We start from the raw sequence: 22,505 nt of genomic DNA, 5'->3' as shown, positions 1-22,505 counted from the left end.
AACACTCCCCACACTCTTCCCCCACCCCCCGCCCGCCCGCCCCCCCCCCCCCGCCCCCGCCGGGGGGGGGCCCCCCCCCCCCCCCGGGGGGGGGGGGGGCCGCGCGTCCGTGCTCCGGCCGGTGGTGGCCAGGTACATCATCAGTGGCAGCTGTACTTCGGGCTGGTGTCCTTGACCTTGTTGTCGGTCCCGACGTAGGTCCAGCTGTAGCCGGAGTCGGTGAAGTCCAGCTTCAGCACGCCGTAGTCACCGCTGATCCGCTTCTCGCTGTTCGGCTGGATCTGCTCGATCGGGTACGGCTCGGCGCCGCCCATCCCGCCGACGATCTCCACGATGCCGTCCGCGACCGCCTTGCCGTCCGGGTCCTGCGGGGCGAAGCGCTCGTAGTGGTGGTCGTGGCCGTTCAGGATCAGGTCGGCCTTGGCACCGTAGAGGATCTTCCACACCGGCTTGGAGACCGGGTCGTTGCCGTGGCCGCCCGAGGAGTACAGCGGGTGGTGGAAGTAGGCGGCGATGCACTTCTTGCTGTTGGCCGCCAGATCCGCCTTCAGCCAGTCGATCTGGGCGCTCTGGTCGAAGGCGTTGGAGTCCAGCGCCAGGAAGTGCCAGTTGCCCTCGTCGAAGCTGTAGTAGCTCTTGCCCTGCGGGTAGGCGATGGCGCCGAAGTACGACTTGTAGCCGGAGAGCGAGCCGGCCGGGTCGTAGGTCTCGTGGTTGCCCGGGACGGGGTGGGTCTTGGCCTTGAAGGCGCCCCAGGTCTTGTCGTAGTAGTTCTTGAAGTCCTGCAACCGGGCGTCGTCGTACTGGTTGTCACCCATCGTCAGGTAGAACTTCGGGTTGATCTGCTGCGCCAGCTTGGCGGTCTTCGGGTGCGCGCAGTTGCTGTCGCTCGCGGTGCACTGCGCCGCGATGTCACCCGCCGCAACCACCGTGAACCCGCCGGCCGGCTGGCTGGTGGAGGGGCTGGGCGACGGGCTCGGGGTCGGCGTGCCGCCGCCGTCCGGGGTCCCGTACACCTCCATCTCGAACAGCGAGTAGCCGTAGCTCGTGCCGCGCGCCGTCCCGTACATCCGGACGTAGCGGCCCTTGCCGGACAGCCCCGTCCAGTCGTCGGTGCCGCCGTTGCCGGCCGTCTCCGTCGCGACGGAGGTCCAGGTGGACCCGTCCGCCGACACCTCGAGCCGGTACGCCTTCGCGTACGCGGCCTCCCAACTCAGCTTCACCCGCGAGACGTTGGAGCTCGCCCCGAGGTCCACCCGCAGCCACTGCGGGTCCTTGCCCTCCTCGCTCGCCCACCGGCTCGACGTACTGCCGTCGAACGCCTTCCCCGCCGCGTACGAGGATCCCTCGGTGGAGGACGCCGTGGCGGCCTTCCCCTTGGAGATCACCGGATAGGCCGCCGCCCCGGCACTGCCGGGCAGACCGAACAACAGACCGCCGAGCAGCGCCGACACCGCGGCGAACACCCCGACGTGAACAGGCCTTACCGAGCCACCCAGTCTCATCGCTGGACTCCCTGACCTTCGGAAACGTAGGAGAGCTGGTCGACCGGCACCCCGGGTCGCGGGCCGGCAAGGAGCGGTGTCCGCACACATCACCGCAGCGGCCGGGTCAGAGCTCTCCCACTGAGCACGTCACGCCCCGTCGGTCACGGGCGCCGCGCCGGGCCGCCGTTCGGCAGACTAGTAGAAAGGAAACTTTCCTACCAGTACTCCGACGGCACGCCGTGGTTGCACTTTCTGACACTCCGTCACTGCCCTCCAACACCCGGGGGCACCCTCCGTTCCTCCCCTGCCGCGCCGCTCCCATGCACACCTTCGACGAACTCCTGACAGAGGGCGGAGCCGTCACCACCGCGTCCCGCGGCCCCCGCCCCGGCCGCGGCCACCACCGCCACTGCCCGACCCCGGCCCGACGCCGTCGCCGACGTCGGGCCGGAGCCGCTGCCTCAGCCCGCGCTGCGGCCGGTGGTCGAGCCGAAGCCCAGCCAGGTGTGCCGGTTGCCCCACCAGCACCAGCCCACCTTCGGCGCGTCGCGCCGCTCGCGGCCGTCCCGGCCGGTGCCGTTGCTGATCCAGATCGCCGGGGTCCGGGCGTCGAAGGTGCCCTTCGGCTTGCGCAGGCGCGAGCCGATCGTCATGAAGCACCGGTTGCGCTCCAGCACCTCCGGCTGCTGGAGCAGCCAGTGGATGCCCTCGGTCAGCAGCAGCGGGGTGCGGTCCTCGGCCGCGAGGGCCGGAAGTGCCTCCTCCGGGCTCCAGTTGGCCAGGTGGTCCCCCCGGTCCGGAGCGGCCACCAGGTAGAGCGGCCCCTCCGGCAGCTCCACCCCCGTCGGCGCGAACTCGTCCACGTCGGTCATGTCGACCACGACGAAGCCCGGCTTCCCCTCGTGCCGCAGCAGCGGCGCGAGCACCGAGGCCGGCGCCCGCCCGGGGTGGACGGCGAGCAGCACCTCCCCCTCCACGCCGTGCGCCGCGGCGGCGAACGTCCTCACCTCCTCCGCGGACAGCTCCGCGAGGTCGTGCACCCCGAGCTCGATCAGGCGTTCCGCCTGGGCGAGGAGCGAGGGAAGAGCGGTCACGGCGAAACGGGTCGAAAGGTCGGGCAAGACACTCCCCAGGAAGTCCGGATCAGCTGACTGGGTACCCAACGGAGCACCGCCCCGCCCTGTTCCCGATCCCCGCGGGATTCTTCCCGCCCCGACCTGACGCACCGTCGCCATCGCCCGCCCCGTGCCTTTCAGCCCGTCTGCATCCCGGCACGCGGGACGGTGCGGGTGGTGCCGTCGGCGAGGGTGAGGACGGCGGAGTCGACGGAGCCGCCGCGGTTGTTCTCCGCGCCCGGCCACCAGGCCGTCCAGCGGCCGTTCTCCACGGTGACCTCGAAGGTCCGGCCCTGAGCCGTCATCGTGACGGCCTTGACGTCCGAACCGACAAAGCCCGCCGCGTAGTTGAAGATCCGGTCGCCGTCGCCGTGGGAGCCACCCGTGTCGTAGGCGATGGCGTTCGGCGCCAGGGCGGGCACCTGGCCGACCAGCTCCCAGAAGCCGCCCTCGCCGTCCGGGGCGACGTAGCAGAGCGCGACGGTGCTGCCCCGGGTGACGACCATGGACGTCACCCTGCCCCGCAGGTCGGCGTTGCTCACCTTGTCCGCCCCGCCCGGCCCCTCCATCGCGCCCAGGCACCACTTCAGCGTCTTGGCGCCCTGGCCCTTGCTGGTGTCCACCTGGGCCGGCTTGGCCGTCCAGCTGACGATCTCGGCGGAGCCCAGCGGACCACCGCTTCCGGTGCCGGGACTGGCCACCAGGTCGTAGAGCGTCACCCCGCCCACCACCGCCCCGAGGGCGACGGCCCCGGCCAGGGTGAAGGCCAGACGGCGGCGCAGCCCCGGCCGGGGCCGGGCGGCGGGGGTGGCGGGGGTGACAGGGGTGTCGGCGTCGATCTTGCTCATCAAGAGCTCCCGGTGGAGTGCATGACGTCCCGGCGGGAGATCACGCTCGGCCGGCACGGGCAGCCGCCCGAGCAGTCCGTCGCGCTCGACCGGTTCCGGCCGCTGATCGGCGTTCACTGGTGTGCCTCCTCGGTGGACAGGCCCGCGGTCGCGGTCCCACTCTTCATCTGGTGCCGGGCGTAAGGGAGTTCCACCTTTTTTCGCCGCTCCTTCCGCTCCGCCGCCTCCGCGAGCCGCTGCAGCTTCGCCCGGGCCCGCGACAGCCGCGACCGCACCGTCCCCACTGGCACCCCGAGCGCCTCCGCCGCCTCCTGGTACTCCAGCCCCGCCCACACGCACAGCGCCAGCACCTCCCGATCCGGCCGCCGCAGCTTCGCCAACGCCTCCCGCACCGCGGCGATCCGCACCGCGTCGTCCATCCGCCCGGCCGACTCCTCCGCGAAGTCCGGCACCCCCTCCGGCGCCGGCGGCACCTGCGCCAACACCTCCCGGTGCCGCCGCGCCGCCCGCCGCTGATTGCTCACCAGATTGGTGGCGATCCCCAGCAGCCACGGCCGTAGCGAGCCCCCTTCCTCACTCACCCTCCCGTGCTGCCGCCACGCCTCCAGGAAGGTCAGCGACATCACGTCCTCCGCCACCGACCAGTCCCCGGTGAGCCGGTACGCGTGGTTGTACACCGCGCGCGCGTACGCGTCGAAGAGCCGCCCGAACGCGTCCCGGTCACCGGCCCGCACCCGCGCTCGCATCTCAGGATCCGAATAGTCCACACCCATCCCTCTGGCACCCAGCCCCCACAAGTTCCCGTGACCCCCGTCACACACCCGCGGGCGGACGGGTCGTCACGTGCTCGCGGGACCACGAGCCTAGGACGTGGGAAGCCCCGGACCGCACGCGGTCCGGGGCTCGATTCACAGGTCGTACCGGCATGCGCCGTCGCGCGCCGGGGTCACCCGACGGTCGGCAGGCTCGCGGTGAGCGCGGTCGGGACCGCGACCACCTCGTCGAAGCTGTGGCCCCCCTGACCGAACTCGGAGGCGCTCATCGCGCGCTTGCCGCCACCGTTGGCGACCATCCACACCGTGACGCCGTCGGGCGAGAGCAGCATGGTGCCGTCGGCCGGGGCGGTCCTGGCGACGGCGGCGGCCTCCCAGGTGCCGGGGACGCCGCGCAGCGGCCGCTGGTCGTAGCCGAGCCCCGTGTAGTTCGCGCTGTCGAGCAGGACGGCCTTGCCGCCGGCCATCACGTAGACGGACGGGTCACCGCCGGAGGCGTTCTTGATCACCGTGCCGTCCGCCAGCGGCTTGGCCGCGCTCTCGGCGATCCACTGCTCGGGTGCGCCCACGGCCGGCCCGCCGCTCCAGACGCCGTAGTACTCGTCGGCGGTCACCGGAAGGGCCGACCCGTTGACCATCACGTACACCGCGGCACTGCCCTCGCCCTGGCCCGTGACCAGGGTGCCGTCCGGCGCCGGCCGGGAGGCCGCGGCCTTCAGCCACTCGCCGGGCGCGCCCATCAGCGGCCAGTTGTTGTAGCCGTCCGCGTACCACTCGTCGGCCGTGATGTGTGCGGCGGCCCCGTTGACCATCGTGTACCGGGCGGGGTCGTCGCCGGACTGGTCCATCAGCACGGTGCCGGTCGGCAGGGTCTTGGCGGCCGCGGCCCTCAGCCAGTCGCCGGGCACCCCCATCAGGGTGCGGGTGTTGTAGCCGTCGGCGTACCACTCCCCTGCCGCGATGGGCAGCGCCGAGCCGCTCACCATGACGTAGCGGGACGGGTCACCGCCGGACTCGTCCATCAGGACCAGCCCGCTGGCGAGCGTGCCCTGCCGGGCGGAGTTCAGCCAGGAGCTCGGAACGCCCATCAGCGACCGGGAGTTGTAGCCGCCCGTGGTCCAGTCGTTGCCACTGATCGGCAGCGCCGTGCCGTCCACGACCACGTACCGGGAGGGGTCGCCGCCCGCCTGGTCCATCACGACGGTGCCGGACGGGGGAACCGCAGGGAGGGAGTTGAAGGCGCCGTCCTCGACCGTGACGATCCGGCTGAGGTCGTAGTGGTCGGGGGCGACGTCCGAACCGGCGACCGGAAGCCCGGCCCCGTTGACGATCACCTTGACGGTCGATCCCGCCGGGGACTTCACCAGGGTGCCGCTCGGCAGGGCGGAGGGATTGGTGTTGGTGGAGAAGACCGGTGAGATGAAGCCGCTGATCCGCTGCCCGCCGACCACCGTGCCGACCCCGGCTCCGTTGACGTTGTACCCGGTCACCCGACCGTTGCCGCCGCCCTGGTTTCCGCCGACCACGCTGATGTAGCCGTTGCCGACGGCCGTGACCAGGTTGACGTGGCTGGCCCAGTCGCTGCTGCTGTTGAAGTCGTACACGATGGCGTCGCCGACCTGCGGGTAGCTGTGCAGCGTCCCGTAGCGCCGACCGTAGTCGTAGAAGCTCGCCGCGCCGCTGGACAGGTCCCTGGTGTGGGCGGCTCCGGCACGCTCCCAGACCCAGCCCGCGAAGTCGGCGCACCAGGACTCCGCCTTCTGGCCCCCGGCGCCGCAGGAGTCCGACGCGTGGTTACCGGCGACGTAGCCGTCGTGGGCGCACGGGCCGTTGCCCAGCTCGCCGTTGGCGACGGAGGCGATGGTGGCGGTGTCCGCGTGGGCCTGAGCCGCCGTCAGGCCGGTGAAGGACGCGGCGACCGCGAGGGCGGCGAGGCCGGCCTGGCTGATCTTGCGGATATTGGTGATGTTTCGGACATTCGACATAAGACGGGTTCTCCGTATCGGTGTGGTGTGAGGATGAGCGCTCCGCCGGGGCGATCCCGCGCGGCGGAATGGACGTACTGCTTGGGTGAGGACTCGCCTCAGCGGCCGATGGCGAGGATCTGGGTGGAGCCGTCGGGCAGGGCGGCGATCGCGGCCCGGGGGCCGTTGAAGGTCGGCGCACCGTCGTAACCGGCGATGGCCCGGAAGCCGCTCCAGGTGGCGTCGGTCCGCCGGACCTGGTGGTAGACGTTGCCGTCGTTGCCGACCGCCAGGACCTGGGAACTGCCGTCCGGCAGACCGGCGACGGCGACGTCGCTCGCCTGCATGGTCGGCGTACCGGCACCGTCGAGCGGCGCGAAGCCCGTCCAACGTCCGTCGGAGAGACGGGACTCGTGGTACACGTTGCCGTCGCCACCGACCGCGAGCACCTGCGAACTCCCGTCCGGGAGCCCCGCGATGGCCACATCGCTCGCCTGCATCATCGACGCCCCGACACCGTCGAGCGGCGCGAAGCCCGTCCACGCACCACCGGCCAGCCGCGACTCGTGGTAGACGTTCCCGTCGTTGCCGACCGCCAGCACCTGCGAACTCCCGTCCGGGAGCCCCGCGATGGCCACATCGCTCGCCTGCATCATCGACGCCCCGACACCGTCGAGCGGCGCGAAGCCCGTCCAACGTCCGTCGGAGAGACGGGACTCGTGGTACACGTTGCCGTCACTGCCGACCGCGAGCACCTGCGAACTGCCGTCCGGCAGAGCGGCGATGGCGACCTTGCGCGCCGGCATCGCCGCAGCCCCGACACCACCGAGCGGCGCGAAGCCGGTCCAACGTCCGTTCGCCAGACGGACCTCGTGGTAGACGTTGCCGTCGTTGCCGATTCCCACCACCTGCGCGCTGCCGTCCGGCATCCCCGCGATCGCCGCCTCGGAGCCGCTGAAGAACGGGGCGCCACCCACGCCGTTCAGCGCGCCGAGCCCCGACCAGGCGCCGCCGGGCTGCCGGCCGGCGTGGAAGAACGCGCCGGAGCCGGGCGCCGGGGGGTAGGGGTCCGCGTGGTCGGTGGCCAGTCCGGTGCCGGCGAGGCAGGACAGCCAGGCGCGGGGGCCCTGGTCGGCGAGGATCTTCTCCGCGATGAGGATCTGCTGCTTCTTGGTGGCGAGGTCCGGCCGCGGAGCGTAGTCGGTGCCCTTGTAATGGCTCCAGTTGGCGAGGGTGATCTGCAGCCCGCCGTAGTAGACGCGCGTGCTGTTGACGATGCTCCAGTTGCCCCCGCTCTCGCAGGCGGCCACCTTGTCCCAGGTCGCCACCGAGGCGGCCTGGGCGCTGCCGCCGGCGCCCGCGACGGCGGCGGCCGAGAGGGCCAGGGCCACCGCCCAGCGGGGCGGCCTGATGGTGCGTGAACTCATCTGATGTCTCCTGGACATGGCGGACGCCGACCCGCCGCCACGAAGGTGGCGGGCCGGCGTCCTGGGGAAGCGGTACCGAAGGGCCGGTGGTTCAGCGACCGATGGCGAGGATCTGGGTGGAGCCGTCGGGCAGGGCGGTGATCGCGGCCCGGGGCCCGTTGAAGGTCGGCGCACCGCCGTAACCGGCGATAGGGTGGAAGCCGCTCCAACCGGCGTCGGCACGGCGGGCCTCGTGGTAGACGTTGCCGTCGTTGCCGACCGCCACCACCTGCGAACTCCCGTCCGGCAGACCGGCGATGGAGACGGAGCTCGCCTGCATCGTCGGGGTGCCGACACCTTCGAGCGCGACGAACCCGGTCCAGTCACCGCTGCTCATGCGCTGCTCGTGGTAGACGTTGCCGTCACTGCCGACCACCAGCACCTGCGCGGTGCCGTCCGACAGACCGGTGATGGCCACGTCGCGCGCCTGCATCGCCACCGTGCCGGCACCGGCCAAGGGCGCGAAGCCCGTCCAACTGCCACCGGCCAGCCGGGACTCGTGGTAGACGTTCCCGTCGTTGCCGACCGCCAGCACCTGCGCGGTGCCGTCCGGCAGGCCCGCGATGGCCACCCTGCTCGCCTGCATGGACCAGGTCCCGACACCGGCCAGCGGCGCGAAGCCCGTCCACCTGCCGTCCGGCGAGCGGGACTCGTGGTAGACGTTGCCGTCGCTGCCGACCGCCACCACCTGCGAACTCCCGTCCGGCAGACCGGCGATGGCCACCGAACTCGCCTGCATCGACGCCGAACCGACGCCCGCGAGCGGCGCGAAACCGGTCCAGGTGCCGTCCGCCAGCCGCGTCCGGTGGTAGACACTGCCGTCGTTGCCGATGCCCACCACCTGGGCACTGCCGTCCGGCATCCCCGCGATCGCCGCCTCGGAGCCCACGAAGAACGGAGCGTCACCCACCCCGTTCAGGGCACCGAGGCCCGCCCAACGACCGTCAGCCAGCCGGATGCCGTGGAAGAACGAACTGCCGGAGGGCACCGGTGGGACGGTGGGGGTGGTGGGAGCGGTGGGGGCCACCTGCACGTCGAGGTAGTCGCGGTCGATGTTGATGCTGATGCCGTGCCAGGTCTCGGTCACGTTGCCCGCGTACTGGTGGACCCGCTGGTGGTTGCTCCAGTAACCGGCGGGCAGCACCGGGTCGTTGGTGTCTGCGGCGTTGTTCCACTTCGCGGCGAACACGGCGTCGGGCATGGCGTAGCCGTTGACGTTGGCGACCAGATCGGCGATGCCGGTGGAGGAACTGCTGTAGACGGCCGAGGTGTAGCCGCGCGCGTGCAGCTGGTTCGTCCAGGCGGACAGGAAGGTGAGCACCCTGGTCGAGTAGGTCTCGCGCGAGTAGCTCTCCATGTCGTAGTAGAGCAGGCTGCCGGGCGCGAACCCGAGGGCCGCCGCCTGGTTGGCGGCGTCGTCGGCGGCGGCCGCGCCCTGCGCGGCGGGCGAGCTGAGCTCGGTCGCCTGCGGGCCGACGTACAGCGGCATGAAGCGCCAACCGGCCGAGGCCTGCTGCTGGACCCAGGCGGCCGTCAGGTTCGGCTGGGGGCAGGCCCGGCGGTTTCCACCGATGTAGATGCCGACCGCACCGTACGGGGAGTCGGCCATCCACCCGTTCATGGTGGTGCCGCTCGGGGCGGCGCAGGCGTCGAAGCCCTTGCCGGTGTAGTTGGTGCTGGCGGCCGGGACGGCGGCCACGGCCTGCGGCGCCGCCGCCGTCCCCACCGTCCCCACCGTCCCCACCGCCTCCGGCGCGGCCGACTCGGCGGTGGCTCCGCGCCGCGCGGTGGTTCGCTGCGGAGCGGGGGCCGCCGTCCCGGCCGACTCGACCGTCTCGGCGGGCAGGCCGGCGCCGGCCAGGATCCGGCTGACCAGGGCGTGGTCGGAACCGTAGGCGGCGGTGACCCGGACCCCGCCGCCGACCGCGTGGATCTCCTGGCCGGTGGTGTTGACCGTGGTCCGGGCCGTGCCCGTGGCGGCGTCCCGGTCGGGCTGGACGAGCAGCGCCTCGGTACGGCCCACGACGCGCGTGCCGCAGTCCTGGGAGTCGCTGGGGTCGCCGAGGTAGAGGGCGGAGCGTCCGAAGTGCACGCAGGCGTGCGGGTCGGCGGTGAGGTCGATGACCTCCCAGTCGGCCGGGACGCGGAAGGTGTGCCCCAGGTAGCTCACGCTCCGCTCCGGGGCCCGGTGCGCGTCCGGGCCGGAACCGGCGGAGGTCAGGGCGGAGGCGGTGGCGGGCGAGAGGACTGCGGCGGAGAGTGCCAGGGCGGCACCGGCCGCGCCCAGGTTCAGTCTGTTCAGGTTCACGTGGTTGCTCCTGTGCGTGCGGGCCCCCGGTGCGGAGGCCGACGTGCCGACGGCGGGTGCCGGCCGACAGCGGATGCGAGTCGGCGGCGGGTACGCGGCGGCAGTGGATGCGAGTCGGAGGTCGGGCGCGAGTCGGGGGTCGGGCGCGATTCGTCAGGCGGGCGCGGGTCAGCGGGCGGTGACGACCATGTGGCTGGAGCCGTCGGGCATTCCGGTGATGGCGACCCGGGTGGCGGGGAGGTCGGGCGCGAGGGCGAAGCCCTGGACCGGCGCGAAGCCGGCCCACGTGCCGTCGGTGAAGCGGACCTGGTGGTACGCCTTGCCGTCGTTGCCGACCACCAGCACCTGCGAGGTGCCGTCCGGCAGGCCGGCGATCGCGATGGAGTCGGCCCACATCCTGGAGGCACCGCGGTAGCCGCCGAGCGGGGCGAAGCCGGTCCAGCTGCCGTCGGTCAGCCGGGTCTGGTGGTAGACGTTTCCGTCGTTCCCGGTCGCGACCACCTGGGCGGTGCCGTTCGGCAGGCCGGCGATCGCGATCCGGCCGGCCTGCATCCTCGGAGTACCGACGCCTTCGAGCGGGGCGAAGCCGGTCCAGCTGCCGTCGGTCAGCCGGGTCTGGTGGTGGACGTCGCCGTCACTGCCGATCACCAGGACCTGCGCCGTACCGTCCGGCATGGCCGCGATGGCGACCTCGCGGGCCTGCATCCTCGGAGCGCCGACCCCTTCGAGCGGGGCGAAGCCGGTCCAGCTGCCGTCGGTCAGCCGCTGCTCGTGGTAGACGTTGCCGTCGTTCCCGACCGCCAGGACCTGCGAAGTGCCGTCCGGCAGACCCGCGATGGCGACCTTGCTCGCCTGCATCCTGGCGGCCCCGACCCCCGCGAGCGGGGCGAATCCGCTCCACGCTCCCGCGGTGCCGCGGATCTGGTGGTAGACGTTGCCGTCGTTGCCGATGCCCACGACCTGGGCGCTGCCGTCCGGCAGGCCGGCGACGGCGGCCTCCGGACCGCTGAAGGTCGGGGCACTGCCGATGCCCCGCAGCTGCAGGTAGGGGGTCCAGCTTCCGTTCGCCAGACGGATGTTGTGGACGAACTCGTCCGGGTTGAGGCTCGGGGCGACCGATCCGACCACCCAGTTGGCCCGTACCGGACGGAAGGTCCCCCTGCCGGACTCGTACGGATAGCGGATGGTGCGCTGCTGGACGCCCGCAGGGGTGAACTCGTAGCCGACGTAGGCGAACCGCGAGGAGTCGACCCAGTAGTCGAAGAGCACCACGTGCCCGTCCGCGCCGGCGGAGTCGTTGAGCAGGGCGTCACCGGGCAGGAGCTGGTCCTTGTCGATGGCCGTGGCGATGCCGAACGGGACGAAGGTGGTGGTGTCGAGGGAGGTCGCCAGGCCCCAGGCCATCGACACGAAGCCGGAGCAGTCGGTCCGGTACCGGCCGTAGGTGCCGGCGGAGGAGTAGACCAGGCCCTTGCCGACCCAGGACTCCGCGCGGGCGATGACATCGGCGCGCTCGCCGATCTGATTGACCAGCGGCAGGCTGCCCCAGATTCCGACACCGCCCTGGTCCCCGAAGGCGCCGGGGCCGATCGGCACCTTGGCCAGGGCCGGCGGTGCGGTGACCAGGGCCACGGTCAGGCCGGCGCCCAGGCGGAGGGCACTGCGGCGGGTGGTACGGGTGTTGAGCATCGTTCTCCCCCGAGCTGTACGACCGGGGCCGCTCCTGACGCGGGCGACCTCCGACGGGAAAAGAATGCGGGCGGCCGATAATCGGGAGATAACATCCCGTCAGAACAGGCGTTATCCGGTCGCTGACCAGGTCAGATCAAGCTAGCGGGGGCCCTAGAACATGCGCTTCGGACTGCTCGGCGGTCTGCTCGCCCAGGACGCGGACCGGGACTGCCCGGTCCGGGGACTCAAGGCCCGTACCCTGCTGGCGGTCCTGCTCCTGAACGCCGGTCAGCCGGTCTCCCTGGACCGGCTGACGATCGCCCTCTGGGCCGAGAACGCGCCGAGCACCGCCGAGCAGTCACTGCGCAACCTGGTCGCCAGGCTGCGCAAGGCCCTGGGCGACGAGGAGGGCGAGCGGCTGCGGGCCGTCCGCGCCGGTTACCTGCTCCGGGTCGCTGACGAGGAGCTGGACACCAGGCTGTTCGAGGAGGCCGTCCGACGGGCCCGGGCCGCGCACGCGGCGGACGACCCCGTACGGGTCCTGGCCGAGACCGCCACCGCCCTCGGCCAGTGGCGCGGCACGCCGCTCCTCGACCTGCCCGAGCTGGCCGCGGACTTCCAGCCGCAGTGCGAGCAGTGGGAGGAGGACCGGCTCCAGATGCTGGAGTGGCGCTTCGGAGCCGAGCTCCAGCTGGACCGTCCGCAGGCGGTGGTGGCCGAACTGACCGGCCTGGTCGGCGAGCACCCGCTGCGGGAGGCGTTCCACGGACAGCTGATGCTCGCCCTGCACCGCAGCGACCAGCGGGCCAAGGCCCTGGCGGTCTACCAGCGGCTGCGCCGTACCCTGATCGAGGAGCTCGGCATCGAGCCGGGCCCGGCCCTGCGCGAACTGCACCAGCTGGTGCTGAGCGAGGAGCCCTCCGCGCCCGGGCCCTCCCGCCCCACCACCCCTCCCTCAACTCCCTCCGCTCCCACCCCCCGCGCCGTCCCCGACCAACTCCCCTCCGCGCCGCTGCACTTCGTCGGCCGCGCCGAACCCCTCACCGCCCTGCGCGACGCCCTGCTGCGCGACACCGGACGCGCGCGGTACGCGGTGGTCAGCGGCATGGCCGGGGTCGGCAAGTCGGCACTCGCGGTGCACTGCGCCCACGCCCTGGCCGAGCACTTCCCCGACGGCCGGCTCTTCCTCAACCTGCGCGGCGCGACCTCCGGCCTGACACCGCTGACCACCCATCAGGCCGCCACCGCCCTGCTGGGCGGCCTCGGCGTCGACCCCGGCACCGTCCCCGCCGACCCGGAGGCCGCCGCCGCCCTGCTGCGCGGCACCCTCGCCCCCACCAGGACCCTGCTGGTGCTGGACGACGCCGCCGGGCTCGCCCAGGTCCGCCCGCTGCTTCCGGCCGGCCCCGACTGCGCGGTCCTGCTGACCAGCCGCTCGCCGATGCTCACCCTCGAAGGCGCGGCACACCTCCGCCTCGCCACGCTGAGCGAGGCCGAGAGCGTCGCCCTGGTGGCCGTCGCCTCCGGCCGCACCTCCGCCGACCGCGAGGTGGTGACCCTCGAACAAGGCGACCTGGCCCGCCTGGTGGGCCTCTGCGGCCGGCTCCCGCTCGCCCTGCGCATCGTCGCCGCCCGCCTCGCCGCCCGCGACGCGCTGCCCGTCCGCAGCCTGGTCGCCCAGCTCTCCGACCACGAGGACCGGCTCGACCAGCTGGAGCTCGACGACCTGAGCATCCGTCAGTCCCTCGCACTGGCCCACCGCGTCCTGCTCGAATCCGAGCGCCGGCTCGACCGGCGCGCGGCCGACGCCCTGCTCGCGGTCGGCTCCCTCAACCTGCCCGAGTACTCGGCCGCCCAACTGGCCGGGACCCTGGGCACCAGCCGGGCCCAGGCCGCCGCCGCCCTCGACCGCCTGGTGGACGTCGCCCTGCTGGACGAGATCCGGCTCGACCGCTTCGCCCCGCACGACCTGGTCCGCGACTTCGCCCGCGAACTGGCCGAGGACAGCGGACGCCGCCCCGAACTGGCCTCCGCCGCACTCCGCTGGTACGCCGCCGAGGCGGGCCGCTCGGCCCTCGCCCTCGCCCCGGAGCTCCACCACCACCGCCGGCTCCCCGGCGGGGACGGCTCCCCCGACGAGGAGACCGCACTCCTGTGGGGCGACGCCGAATGCGTCAACCTGGTCCCCCTGGTCGAACAGGCCGACCGCGAGCAACGGGACTCCTCGTCCCTGCTCACCCTGGTCCAGGCCCTGCTCCCCTACCTCCGCGCCCGCGGCCGGACCGCCGAACTCTCCCAGCTCAACCGCACCGCCCTGACCGTCGCCCGCCGCGAGGGCAACCTGCTCGCCCAGGCCCACGCCCTCGGCGACCTGGCCGGCTCCCACTTCGACGCCGGCCGCTTCGCCGACGCCCTCGACCTCATCGACCAGGCCGTCCCGCTCTGGCGGGAGCTCGGCGACGTGGTCCGCGAACAGCTCAACCTGAACAACCGCGGCATGCTCCTCCAAGCCCTCGGCCGCGACCGGGAAGCCGTCACCGCCCTCGAAGAGGCCCTCGCCCTGGCCGTCGAACGCGGCGACGCCCACAACGAGGCCCTCGCCCTGAGCGGCCTCGGCAACGTCGCCGAGAAGACCGACCCCCGCCTCGCCATCCGCCACCACAGCCGCAGCATCGAAGCGGGCCGCCGCTCCGGAACCCCCGGCGTCCAGATGGCCGGCCTCTGCAACATCGGCTGCGCCCACCTCCGCCTCGACGAACCCGCCGAGGCCCTCCAGCACTTCCGCGAAGCCCTCGCCCTCCCCGCCGGCTCCGCCCACTGGACCACCGAACGCCAGACCCGCCTCGGCCTGGTCGACGCCCTCCACCGCCTCCACCACCTCGACGAGGCCGCCACCGCCGCCCGCGACCTCCTCGACCGCACCACCACCCGCGCCGACCCCTACGGCGAGGGCCTCGCCCGCCACGCCTACGGCCTCGTCCTCCGCGACCAGGGCAACCCCACCCACGCCCTCACCCAGTGGCGCACCGCCCTCGACCTCCTGACCCCCCTCGACCCCGAGACCACCGCCGAACTCCGCACCCTCATCACCACGGCCGAGGCCGCCTGAAACGGCTCAGGGCCCCTCCGCAGACTGCACGGAGGGGCCCTGACCTACATCTTCACCGTAGGCGCAGACGGTTTCGAACCGCCGACATCCGCCTTGTAAGTTTTCGAGGACCAAGCCTATGACCTGCGGAAACAGCACTTCCATGAGCCCTTAGAGCTCGTAACGGGATCTTGTGGGGGTGGGCTGGCGAGCCGTGTCCGGTGTGACGATTCGTCCGTTGGTGGTGGTGTGAGTGCACCGTGGATGGTCGATGACGAGCTGTGGGCGCTGATCGCGCCGGTACTGCCGGTTTGGCCCGAGCGTTCCCCGGGGCCGCGGCCGGTGGATGACCGGCTGTGTCTGCAGGGCATCCTGTTTGTGCTGTTCACCGGCATCACCTGGCAGCAGCTGCCGCCGGAGCTGGGCTTCGGTTCCGGGCAGACGTGCTGGCGTCGGCTGTGTCGGTGGACCGAGGCGGGGGTGTTTGACCAGGTCCACCGGATACTCCTCGCGGAGTTGAACGCGGCCGGGCGGATCGACTGAACGCGGGCCTGCGTGGACGCCTCGCACGTGCGGGCGTAGAGGGGGGTGCCGGGGTTGGCCCGTCGCCGGTCGATCGCGGCAAGTCGGGCAGCAAGCACCACCTGATCTGCGACGGCACCGGCACGCCGTTGAAAGTGATCACGACCGGCGGGAACGTCCCCGACATCACCCAGACCCTCGCCCTGGTCGACGGCGTCCCACCTGTCACCGGCCGACCGGGCAGGCCGCGCAAGCGGCCCAAGTCTGCTCTGGGCGACAAGGGTTACGACAGCCGGCACGTCCGCCGCGAGCTGACCAGGCGTCGGATCCTGCCCGTCATCTCCCGCCGAGGTGAGCCCGACATCCGCGGCCTCGACAAGCTCCGCTACGTCATCGAGCAGACGTTCGCCCTGCTCCATCAGTTCAAGGGCCTCGCCACCCGCTGGGAACGACGCCTCGACCTCCACGATCCGAATAGTCCACACCCATCCCTCTGGCACCCCACTCCACCGGGCTCCCATGACCCCCGCCACACCCCGCCGAAAACCCGCTCGCCCCGCCCCGCCCCCACCAGCGACGATGACGGGATGTCAGACCCCCGCCGACCCGCCCCGGCCGCGATCCTACGGAAGCTCGACCGCACCCTCCGCACCCGCCACCTGGTCCGCGTCCACCGCACCATCCCCGACGCCGACACCATCGACGGCTTCATCCTCGGCACCAACCCCGAGTGGACCCTCCTCGCCGAGTGCCCGGAAGTCCGCCTCGACGGCTTCACCGCCATCCGCACCCCCGACATCGCCCGGATCCGCAAGCACGGCGACGAGGACTCCCTGACGATCCGTGCCCTCCGCCGCCGCGGCCAGTGGCCACCCCCACCCTCACCGGTCACCTTCGACGACCTCCCCGACCTCCTCACCAGCGCCGCCCGCCACCACACCCTCCTCACCGTCCACCTCGAACACGAGGCCCCCGACATCGCCTGGATCGGCACAGTCGCCCGCCTCACCCGCAAGACCCTCCGCCTCCACCAGATCGACCCCGACGCCCGCTGGCACCCCCGCCCCACGAAGTTCCCCCTCGCCGCCATCACCCAGGTCGCCTTCGGCAGCCACTACGAGCACACCCTCGAGGAGTTCGCCGACGCGCCACCACCCACGGCCAGGCACTGAAAGACGCGACGCCCCGGACCACACCCAGCGCCAGAGCACCGTGCCGCGTGCAGGGCCGTCTGCCCGGTTCACATCGCCGTTCCGCGTCCTTACTGCAACTGCTCGGCCGAGTCGTACTCAGCCGCCCGGAAGCTCGACCAATAGGTCATCGACGGCTTCGCACGTTCGAGCACAGCCCGGAGCACCTCGCCATGAAGAACCCGCACCCCCATCGCGGTGTCCGCCCGGCCGACGTTGTCCACCACGTAGAGGTAGAAGTTCTCCGGGTCTTCCTCCGCCTCCGCCAACTGGCTTGCCTCCAGCGGCAACGAGGCACTCCGCGCAGACCCTCCGAACGCCTTGACCTCGATCTTGCGAGGCGGGCTGTCGATGTCGTACCGATAGCCCTTCGTACTGACATCAACCGCCTCCCGGCCGGCCGCCCGCTCCAGCGCGATGACGTGCTCGATGGCCATGCGCTCGGTCTCCTTGTTACCCATACCCCTCCGCTCTCCGAACGGTCCGTCAACTGGCCACCGCTTCCCCGGCCCGACCCGTGCTGCAAGGCACGCCCTTCGACCAGTGACGGTCGCTCAGACTACGGACGGCAGAACTCCACGTGGCCAGTGACCGAGCCAGAACGTGGCAGTGGACGGCTGCGGCTGCCCCTCGGTGGAACCGTCGTGGGGCAGGAGTTCCGTCGGGGCGATGTATCCCTCCCCGGGTTCCAGGCGGAGGCGGTAGACGCTGATCTGGTGGCCGCTGGCGATGTAGGTGCGCAGGTCGTCGGTGTGCGGGTAACGGTTGACCGGGTCGTTGTGGACGGTGCGACAGATCGTCTGGATGTCGGTGTCGCCGAGCAGGAGGTAGCGGGTGCCGGGGCCGAGGTTGATGCACAGGCGTCGGCGACCGGTGTGCTTGGCCTGGTGGTCGAGCTTGTCCCAGTTGTCGATGTGCAGGCCGATACGGCGCCCGTCTTGGTAGTTGAGGGTGGTGGTGAGGACCTTGGCGGGGCTGGCGGCCTGGCCGAGGTGGACGGCATCCCGGTCCCCTAGCGGGTCGGAGAGGGCCGCCAAGCTGGATGGCGGCGGACCGTCGGGGAGCCTGACCAGCTCCACCAGTGTGCTGTCGGCGGCGCGGGCGGTCGGCTTGAGGATCCCGGCCAGCTCGGGGGTCAGGGGCCGCCACGGCCCTTCCGGCAGGACGGCCCCGTCTTCGTACTCCGGTTCGCCGCTGGCTGCGCGGACGCCGGTGGTCTCGCACCGTTCTATGAGGGCGGCGGGGTTGGTGTGAGCGATGGCGAGGTTCATTCCGGGCTCCTCCCGGCTGGTCTCACCGGCGGTCGTCGAGGGTGTCTGCGAAGGTCACGTCCAGCTCCGCGATCAGGGCGTCGGCAAGCTCGGTCTGCTGGGCTCGGTCGATGATGACCTTGCCGAGGTGGGCGGCCCCGCGGACGGTGCTCAGATCGCTGCCGCGCAGGTCGAGGTCCTGGTACTTGCCCCGGCCGAAGTCGGTCAGCCGCAGGATGCAGGCGTCGAGGACAGCTCGGCTGAGGTCGCTGCCAGTGAACGCAGCCTCGGTCAGGACGCACTTGGAGAAGGCCAACGGGCCGGTGGCCCGGACCTGCTCGAAGGTGCTGTAGTCGAGCTTGCAGTTCTCGAACAGCACGTTGTCCAGGGTCACACCGCTGAGCTGGGCGCCCATGATCTTGCAGTTGCGGAAGACGACGCGGGAGAGCTTGGCGTCGCTGATGCGGGCGGAGCCGAGGTCGCAGGAGTCGAACTCGACCGAGCTGAGGCGGACCTTGTGGAGCTGGACGCGGTCTGCCCGCATCCCGGTGACGCGGCCGGTGAGGAGGCTGATGTCGGTGAGGTCCAGGTCCCGCAGATCGGCGTCGCCGTACTGGAAGTCCTGGACGATGCCCCGTGCGGAGTCGAGCGTTTGGACGTTGGACAGGTAGAGGCCGGGCTCGTTCAGGCTGGGCAGGGTCACGGTGACGCGGCCGAAGGTGCTGTCCACTGTCTTGGCTCCGCTCTCTCGGTTCGGGGCCGGGCCCACACCGCAGGGTGCGGGCCCGGGTGGTGCAGGTGGCGCTACTTGCCGTTCTTGTTGTCCCAGGTCGGCCGGTTGTCGAACTGGGGGGTGGGGTTGTCCCAGGTCGGCCGGTTGTCGAACTTGGCGACCGCGGGGCCGCTCAGGGTGCCGGTGGTGAGGTCGGCGATCACCGGGGCGTCGGTGGTGGCGAGCAGCTCGAGCAGGTTCATGCGGCTTGTTCCTCTCGGACGGTATCGGACAGGGCTGTGATGAGGGCCTGCCTGGACACTCGGCAGTAGTTCGTCTCGGTGGTGTCCAGGCGGCCGTTCTCGAAGTAGCGATTGCCGGCCTGCGCTCCTCGGCAGAAGCCGAAGAACTCGCAGGTGGCCTCGCACTCGTCCAGACCGGTCAGGAACTCACGCACGTACCGCAGTTCGTGCGCGCGGTCCAACATGGAGCCGATGCTCAGCTCCATGACGTTGCCGGCCCGGAAGTCCTCGTAGGCCGGGTCTTTGATCCCGGCGAGCTCGGGCGAGAGCAGGACGACGTCTCCGGCGGAGGAGACGGTCGGTATGGGGTCGATCAGCAGTTCGTCCCAAGCCGCGGGGACACCGGAGCGGGCGGCTCGCAGGTAGCCGCCGAGGCGGTCGACCTCACGGACGGTCAATTCCTTGTGCTGCCGGGACCAGGCGATGGTGCGGCGCCAGAACTCGCGGGCCTGTTCGACGGTGGGTACCGAGCGGTCGGTGTTGACACCTTCGGTCTCCTCCATGTTCAGACCGACGCTGTGGCAGCCGAGGCCCGCCATGAAGTCCAGCAGGCCCTCGGGGTCGCCTACGCTCTCCGCGCTGACGACCGCGATCACCGCGAACCGCACCTCGTGCTCGCGTAGGCAGCTGATGCCCTTCGTGATCCGGTCGAACGCCGGCCGTCCGGCCCAGTCGACGCGCTGCTGGTTGAGGGCTGCCGGCCCGTCGATGCTCACCCCGACCCGGAACCCGTTCTCGGTCAGGAACCCGCACCACGCGGGGTTGATCAGGACGGCGTTGGTCTGCACCGAGTGCTCGACCAGTCCGGCCTGCCGCAGCGGCTCGAAAGGGGCCAGCAGCTCGGCGAAGCGTCGGCGGCCGATCGCCAGCGGCTCGCCGGCGTGCCAGATGATCTCGACCGGCTTCGGCGAGGCGGTGTCGGCGAGCTCGGCGACCGAGCGGGCGATGGCCTCGGCGACCTCGACCGGCATCGGCGTACGGCGGTTGCGGTCGGGGAGGTAGCAATAGGTGCAGTTGAGGTTGCAGAAGCCGTCCGGCTGTACGACGTACGCCGCCGGACGGCGGGCGATGCGGCGCCGGTAGCGGGCCAGGGTCTGCATCGTGCGGGCTCCTTCGCAGGGTCAGACGTACGGTGTCGGTGGTTCGGCATCGGGCGCCGAGGCCGAGGTCTCGGGCAACGGGGCTCTGGTGAGCTGATGGTCGGCCACCGCGCCGAGCAGGCCGAGGGCGATGAGATGGCCGGTCGTCCAGACCTCCTGCAGCACCGTGGCGACCGGGTCTTGCGCCCGGCCCCGGTACTTGCCCGTCATGGCTTCCTCCCGACCCACAGGTCAGCGTGGACGGTCTTGCCGAACGCCTCCGGCACGACACCCCACCGGCCTTGGGTGAGCATGTGGACGAGGTCGACGCCGCGGCCGGACTCCTCACCGCCGTCCGCCTCGATCCGCACCGGCAGAACACGGCAGCCATCCGTCACCGAGACCCGCACCGAGACTGCCGTCAGACGGATGACACGAACCGTCATCTCCAGCTGGCAGCCGGTCTTCACGGCGTTGCCGACCAACTCCGAGACCACCAGCAGTGCGTCGTCGACCAGGCCGTCCACGCCCCAGCAGGTCAGCGTCACCCGTACCAGCTGCCGGGCGAGCGACGCCGAGCGCGGCTCGTAGGGCAGACCTGCGCTCACCCATGCGGGTGCCACCGGGAGCTCCAGCACGGTGACCGCTCCCCTCACGCCGACCCGCCCCGGCGGACCTGCTCAGTCACCGGGACTCGTCCGGAACAGCTGAAGGAGAAGGGCATGGCGAACTCCAGAGGTGAGGTCAGAAGGAGAGGCCGCCACCGAGGGGGTGACCGACGGCGCACATCCAGTGAACAACCCCCAACTCCACGACTGTGAGGCAAAGTTCACCATCCATAGGCCGCTACCAACCGGAAGACTTGACGATCCCATTACCTGAGGCCCTGCACATCAGGCGACAGTGCGGCTACGTTGACCGCATGGTGGTCAATGCCGCTCTCCGCAGCAGGATGACTGAACGCCGCATGACGAAGACCGAGTTGGCGCGCGAGGTGAACGCCAAAATCAAGCTGCTCACCGGGAAGCTGGGCACCGTATCCGAGCGAACAGTCCACAACTGGCTGACCGGTGCCACCCGATGGCCCCCAGGGAAGATCCGGGTAGCACTCAGTGCAGTATTCGACTGCACGCCTGAACAGCTCGGCTTCCTCCCCACAGGCCGGGCCCGCACCACACCGGAGGCAGACGTGAGGCGACGCGACTTCATAACGGCCACCGGCGGGACCGCCGCCGCCATCCTCACCCACGCCCCGGCCAGTGCCGCACCGGACCGGATCGGCACCGCCGACATCCAGCGGCTGCAAGCGCGCTTCGCCGAGGTCATCGCCAGCGACCACCGCCACGGCGGCCGGGTCACCATCGAGACAAGGGCCGTACAACTCGCCGACGAAGCCCTCGCCCTCCAGGAGCGCGGCACCGCGTCCCAGCGCATCCGCGCGACCCTGTACGCCTGCGCGGCCTCCTTCATGTCGTCCGCCATGTGGGCCGCGATCGACGGCCGCCGCTTCGAAGCAGCCCTGAAGCACCATCAGAAAGCCGCGTCCATAGCCGCCATGTCCGGCGACTCCACCATCCAGTTCCGAATCTGGTCGCACGCCGGCAGTCTCTTCCGCCACCTGGGTCGCCCCGGTGACGCCCTTGCCGCCAACGACGTCGCCCGCGGCCTGCCGATCGCCCGCCGCGACCCACTGTTCGCCTCCCTCGGACACGCCCGCCACGCGGCCATCCATGGCCTCACCGGCGACACCAACGCCGTCCACCGCCTGCTCGGCCACGCGCAGGACGCCTTGGAGCGTGCTGATGCCGGAGCGTCCCGGCCGGTGTGGATCACCGCGTTCTACGACCAGGCCGAACTCGACTCCCTCGCCCTCGCCGCCCACTTGGCCGCCGGGAACTGGGAGAACGCCGAAGCCCACGCCCACCGCTGCCTCGCCCTCCGCCGCGGCACCATGCAACGCTCCCACGCGATCACCACGGTCCGCCTCGCCCACGCCCAGCTCGGCCAAGGCGACTTCGAGCCCGCCGTCGCCACCGCCATGTCGGTTCCCGCCGAGGTCTCCAGTCATCCTCGGGTCGCCGGCATGCTGACCGCCTTCGGCACCAAACTTCACGACCTGGCCGCCGACGGCACCCCCGACCTGACCTGGGCTCAGTACGCCCGCGACACCTGGAGGACCACCGCGTGACCGTCGAACTACGCCACCACCTCGACCTGACCCCGGAGGTTCGGCGCGACCTGTTGGAGGTGTACGCGGACGTACGGGCACCGCTGCTGCACCTGGCGAACTACCGCGTCGAGACGTTCGCCGAACGCCTCGACCGCCACGCCACCGAGCCCGGCTTCGAACTCGTCCTCGGCTACGACGACCAGGAGCCGGTCGGGTACGCCTACGGCAACACCGTCGAGGCCGGCGACCGCTACTGGAAGCGCATGGCCGAGCCCCTGCCCGACGGCTACACCGACACCCCGGTCATGGTCATCAAGGAGATCGGCGTCCGCACGCCTTGGCGTGGCACGGGAACCGCACGCCGCATCCACGACGACCTACTGGCCGGCCGCGTCGAGGACCGCGTCACACTGATGGTCAACCCGCTGGCCGGGGACGGCAAGGTTCAGGCACTGTACGAGAGTTGGGGCTACCAACCGTTCAACAGCCAGCAGCCCTCACCCGAGTCGCCACGACTCACCGCGATGATCCGGGCACGAAGGTGACGGGAGGACAGCAGG

At 71.5% G+C, this 22,505-nt stretch carries 18 protein-coding genes and 1 pseudogene; 4 read left to right on the top strand and 15 right to left on the bottom strand.

Annotation, left to right across the window (positions count from 1 at the left end; genetic code table 11):
• Positions 1-140: 140 nt before the first annotated feature.
• The 8 genes from ACWEPF_RS16430 to ACWEPF_RS16395 all read right to left on the bottom strand — a co-directional run bounded on the left by ACWEPF_RS16430 (position 141) and on the right by ACWEPF_RS16395 (position 11,650).
• Positions 141-1,505, bottom strand: a complete 1,365-nt coding sequence (locus ACWEPF_RS16430) for a discoidin domain-containing protein (RefSeq protein ID WP_452173085.1) — start codon at positions 1,503-1,505, stop codon at positions 141-143.
• A 443-nt stretch (positions 1,506-1,948) separates the two neighbouring features.
• A complete protein-coding gene (locus ACWEPF_RS16425) occupies positions 1,949-2,608 on the bottom strand; it encodes a DUF5701 family protein (RefSeq protein ID WP_452173084.1) in 660 nt (219 codons plus the stop codon).
• A 131-nt stretch (positions 2,609-2,739) separates the two neighbouring features.
• Positions 2,740-3,450 carry a hypothetical protein gene (locus tag ACWEPF_RS16420; protein ID WP_452173083.1) on the bottom strand — a complete coding sequence of 237 codons (711 nt, stop codon included), beginning with the start codon at positions 3,448-3,450 and terminating at the stop codon, positions 2,740-2,742.
• A gap of 113 nt (positions 3,451-3,563) precedes the next feature.
• Positions 3,564-4,196 carry an RNA polymerase sigma factor gene (locus ACWEPF_RS16415; protein WP_452173082.1) on the bottom strand — a complete coding sequence of 211 codons (633 nt, stop codon included), beginning with the start codon at positions 4,194-4,196 and terminating at the stop codon, positions 3,564-3,566.
• A 200-nt stretch (positions 4,197-4,396) separates the two neighbouring features.
• On the bottom strand, positions 4,397-6,208 hold the full coding sequence (locus ACWEPF_RS16410; protein WP_452173081.1) for a CHAP domain-containing protein: 1,812 nt from the start codon (positions 6,206-6,208) through the stop codon (positions 4,397-4,399).
• Positions 6,209-6,306: 98 nt separating this feature from the next.
• A complete protein-coding gene (locus ACWEPF_RS16405) occupies positions 6,307-7,614 on the bottom strand; it encodes a transglycosylase family protein (RefSeq protein ID WP_452173080.1) in 1,308 nt (435 codons plus the stop codon).
• A gap of 91 nt (positions 7,615-7,705) precedes the next feature.
• Positions 7,706-9,961, bottom strand: coding sequence for a glycoside hydrolase domain-containing protein (locus tag ACWEPF_RS16400; protein ID WP_452173079.1), 2,256 nt, complete (start codon positions 9,959-9,961; stop codon positions 7,706-7,708).
• A 168-nt stretch (positions 9,962-10,129) separates the two neighbouring features.
• On the bottom strand, positions 10,130-11,650 hold the full coding sequence (locus ACWEPF_RS16395) for a hypothetical protein (RefSeq protein ID WP_452173078.1): 1,521 nt from the start codon (positions 11,648-11,650) through the stop codon (positions 10,130-10,132).
• A gap of 160 nt (positions 11,651-11,810) precedes the next feature.
• On the opposite strand from ACWEPF_RS16395, the gene ACWEPF_RS16390 reads away from it, so the two are divergent.
• Positions 11,811-14,741, top strand: a complete 2,931-nt coding sequence (locus ACWEPF_RS16390; RefSeq protein ID WP_452173077.1) for an AfsR/SARP family transcriptional regulator — start codon at positions 11,811-11,813, stop codon at positions 14,739-14,741.
• Positions 14,742-14,911: 170 nt separating this feature from the next.
• Positions 14,912-15,709, top strand: a pseudogene (locus ACWEPF_RS16385) (IS5 family transposase); the annotation flags it as partial.
• A 794-nt stretch (positions 15,710-16,503) separates the two neighbouring features.
• Here ACWEPF_RS16385 and ACWEPF_RS16380 read toward each other — a convergent pair.
• From ACWEPF_RS16380 to ACWEPF_RS16350, 7 genes are all read right to left on the bottom strand, one after another.
• Positions 16,504-16,869: a protein NO VEIN domain-containing protein gene (locus ACWEPF_RS16380; protein WP_452173076.1), complete on the bottom strand. Its 366-nt coding sequence runs from the start codon at positions 16,867-16,869 to the stop codon at positions 16,504-16,506.
• Between the two features lie 117 nt (positions 16,870-16,986).
• On the bottom strand, positions 16,987-17,703 hold the full coding sequence (locus ACWEPF_RS16375; protein ID WP_452173075.1) for a hypothetical protein: 717 nt from the start codon (positions 17,701-17,703) through the stop codon (positions 16,987-16,989).
• A 22-nt stretch (positions 17,704-17,725) separates the two neighbouring features.
• Positions 17,726-18,412: a pentapeptide repeat-containing protein gene (locus tag ACWEPF_RS16370; RefSeq protein WP_452173074.1), complete on the bottom strand. Its 687-nt coding sequence runs from the start codon at positions 18,410-18,412 to the stop codon at positions 17,726-17,728.
• A gap of 74 nt (positions 18,413-18,486) precedes the next feature.
• Positions 18,487-18,657, bottom strand: a complete 171-nt coding sequence (gene amcA, locus ACWEPF_RS16365) for a multiple cyclophane-containing RiPP AmcA (protein ID WP_345287546.1) — start codon at positions 18,655-18,657, stop codon at positions 18,487-18,489.
• A complete protein-coding gene (amcB, locus tag ACWEPF_RS16360) occupies positions 18,654-19,796 on the bottom strand; it encodes a cyclophane-forming radical SAM peptide maturase AmcB (RefSeq protein ID WP_452173073.1) in 1,143 nt (380 codons plus the stop codon). Before amcB ends, amcA begins: the two co-directional genes overlap by 4 nt.
• A 21-nt stretch (positions 19,797-19,817) precedes the next feature.
• Positions 19,818-20,006, bottom strand: a complete 189-nt coding sequence (locus ACWEPF_RS16355) for a hypothetical protein (protein ID WP_452173072.1) — start codon at positions 20,004-20,006, stop codon at positions 19,818-19,820.
• Positions 20,003-20,413 carry an ATP-binding protein gene (locus tag ACWEPF_RS16350; RefSeq protein ID WP_452173071.1) on the bottom strand — a complete coding sequence of 137 codons (411 nt, stop codon included), beginning with the start codon at positions 20,411-20,413 and terminating at the stop codon, positions 20,003-20,005. Before ACWEPF_RS16350 ends, ACWEPF_RS16355 begins: the two co-directional genes overlap by 4 nt.
• A gap of 551 nt (positions 20,414-20,964) precedes the next feature.
• Here ACWEPF_RS16350 and ACWEPF_RS16345 point away from each other — a divergent pair.
• The gene (locus tag ACWEPF_RS16345; RefSeq protein WP_452173070.1) at positions 20,965-21,963 is read left to right on the top strand and encodes a hypothetical protein; all 999 of its coding nucleotides are present in this window, start codon (positions 20,965-20,967) and stop codon (positions 21,961-21,963) included.
• Entirely contained in the window at positions 21,960-22,490 is a 531-nt protein-coding gene (locus ACWEPF_RS16340) for a GNAT family N-acetyltransferase (protein ID WP_452173069.1), read from the top strand. Before ACWEPF_RS16345 ends, ACWEPF_RS16340 begins: the two co-directional genes overlap by 4 nt.
• Positions 22,491-22,505 lie beyond the last annotated feature (15 nt).

It is taken from the genome of Kitasatospora sp. NPDC004289, assembly GCF_053602875.1.
The sequence above is the reverse complement of the archived record's forward strand: the minus strand, read 5'-3'. Positions and strand labels throughout refer to the sequence as shown.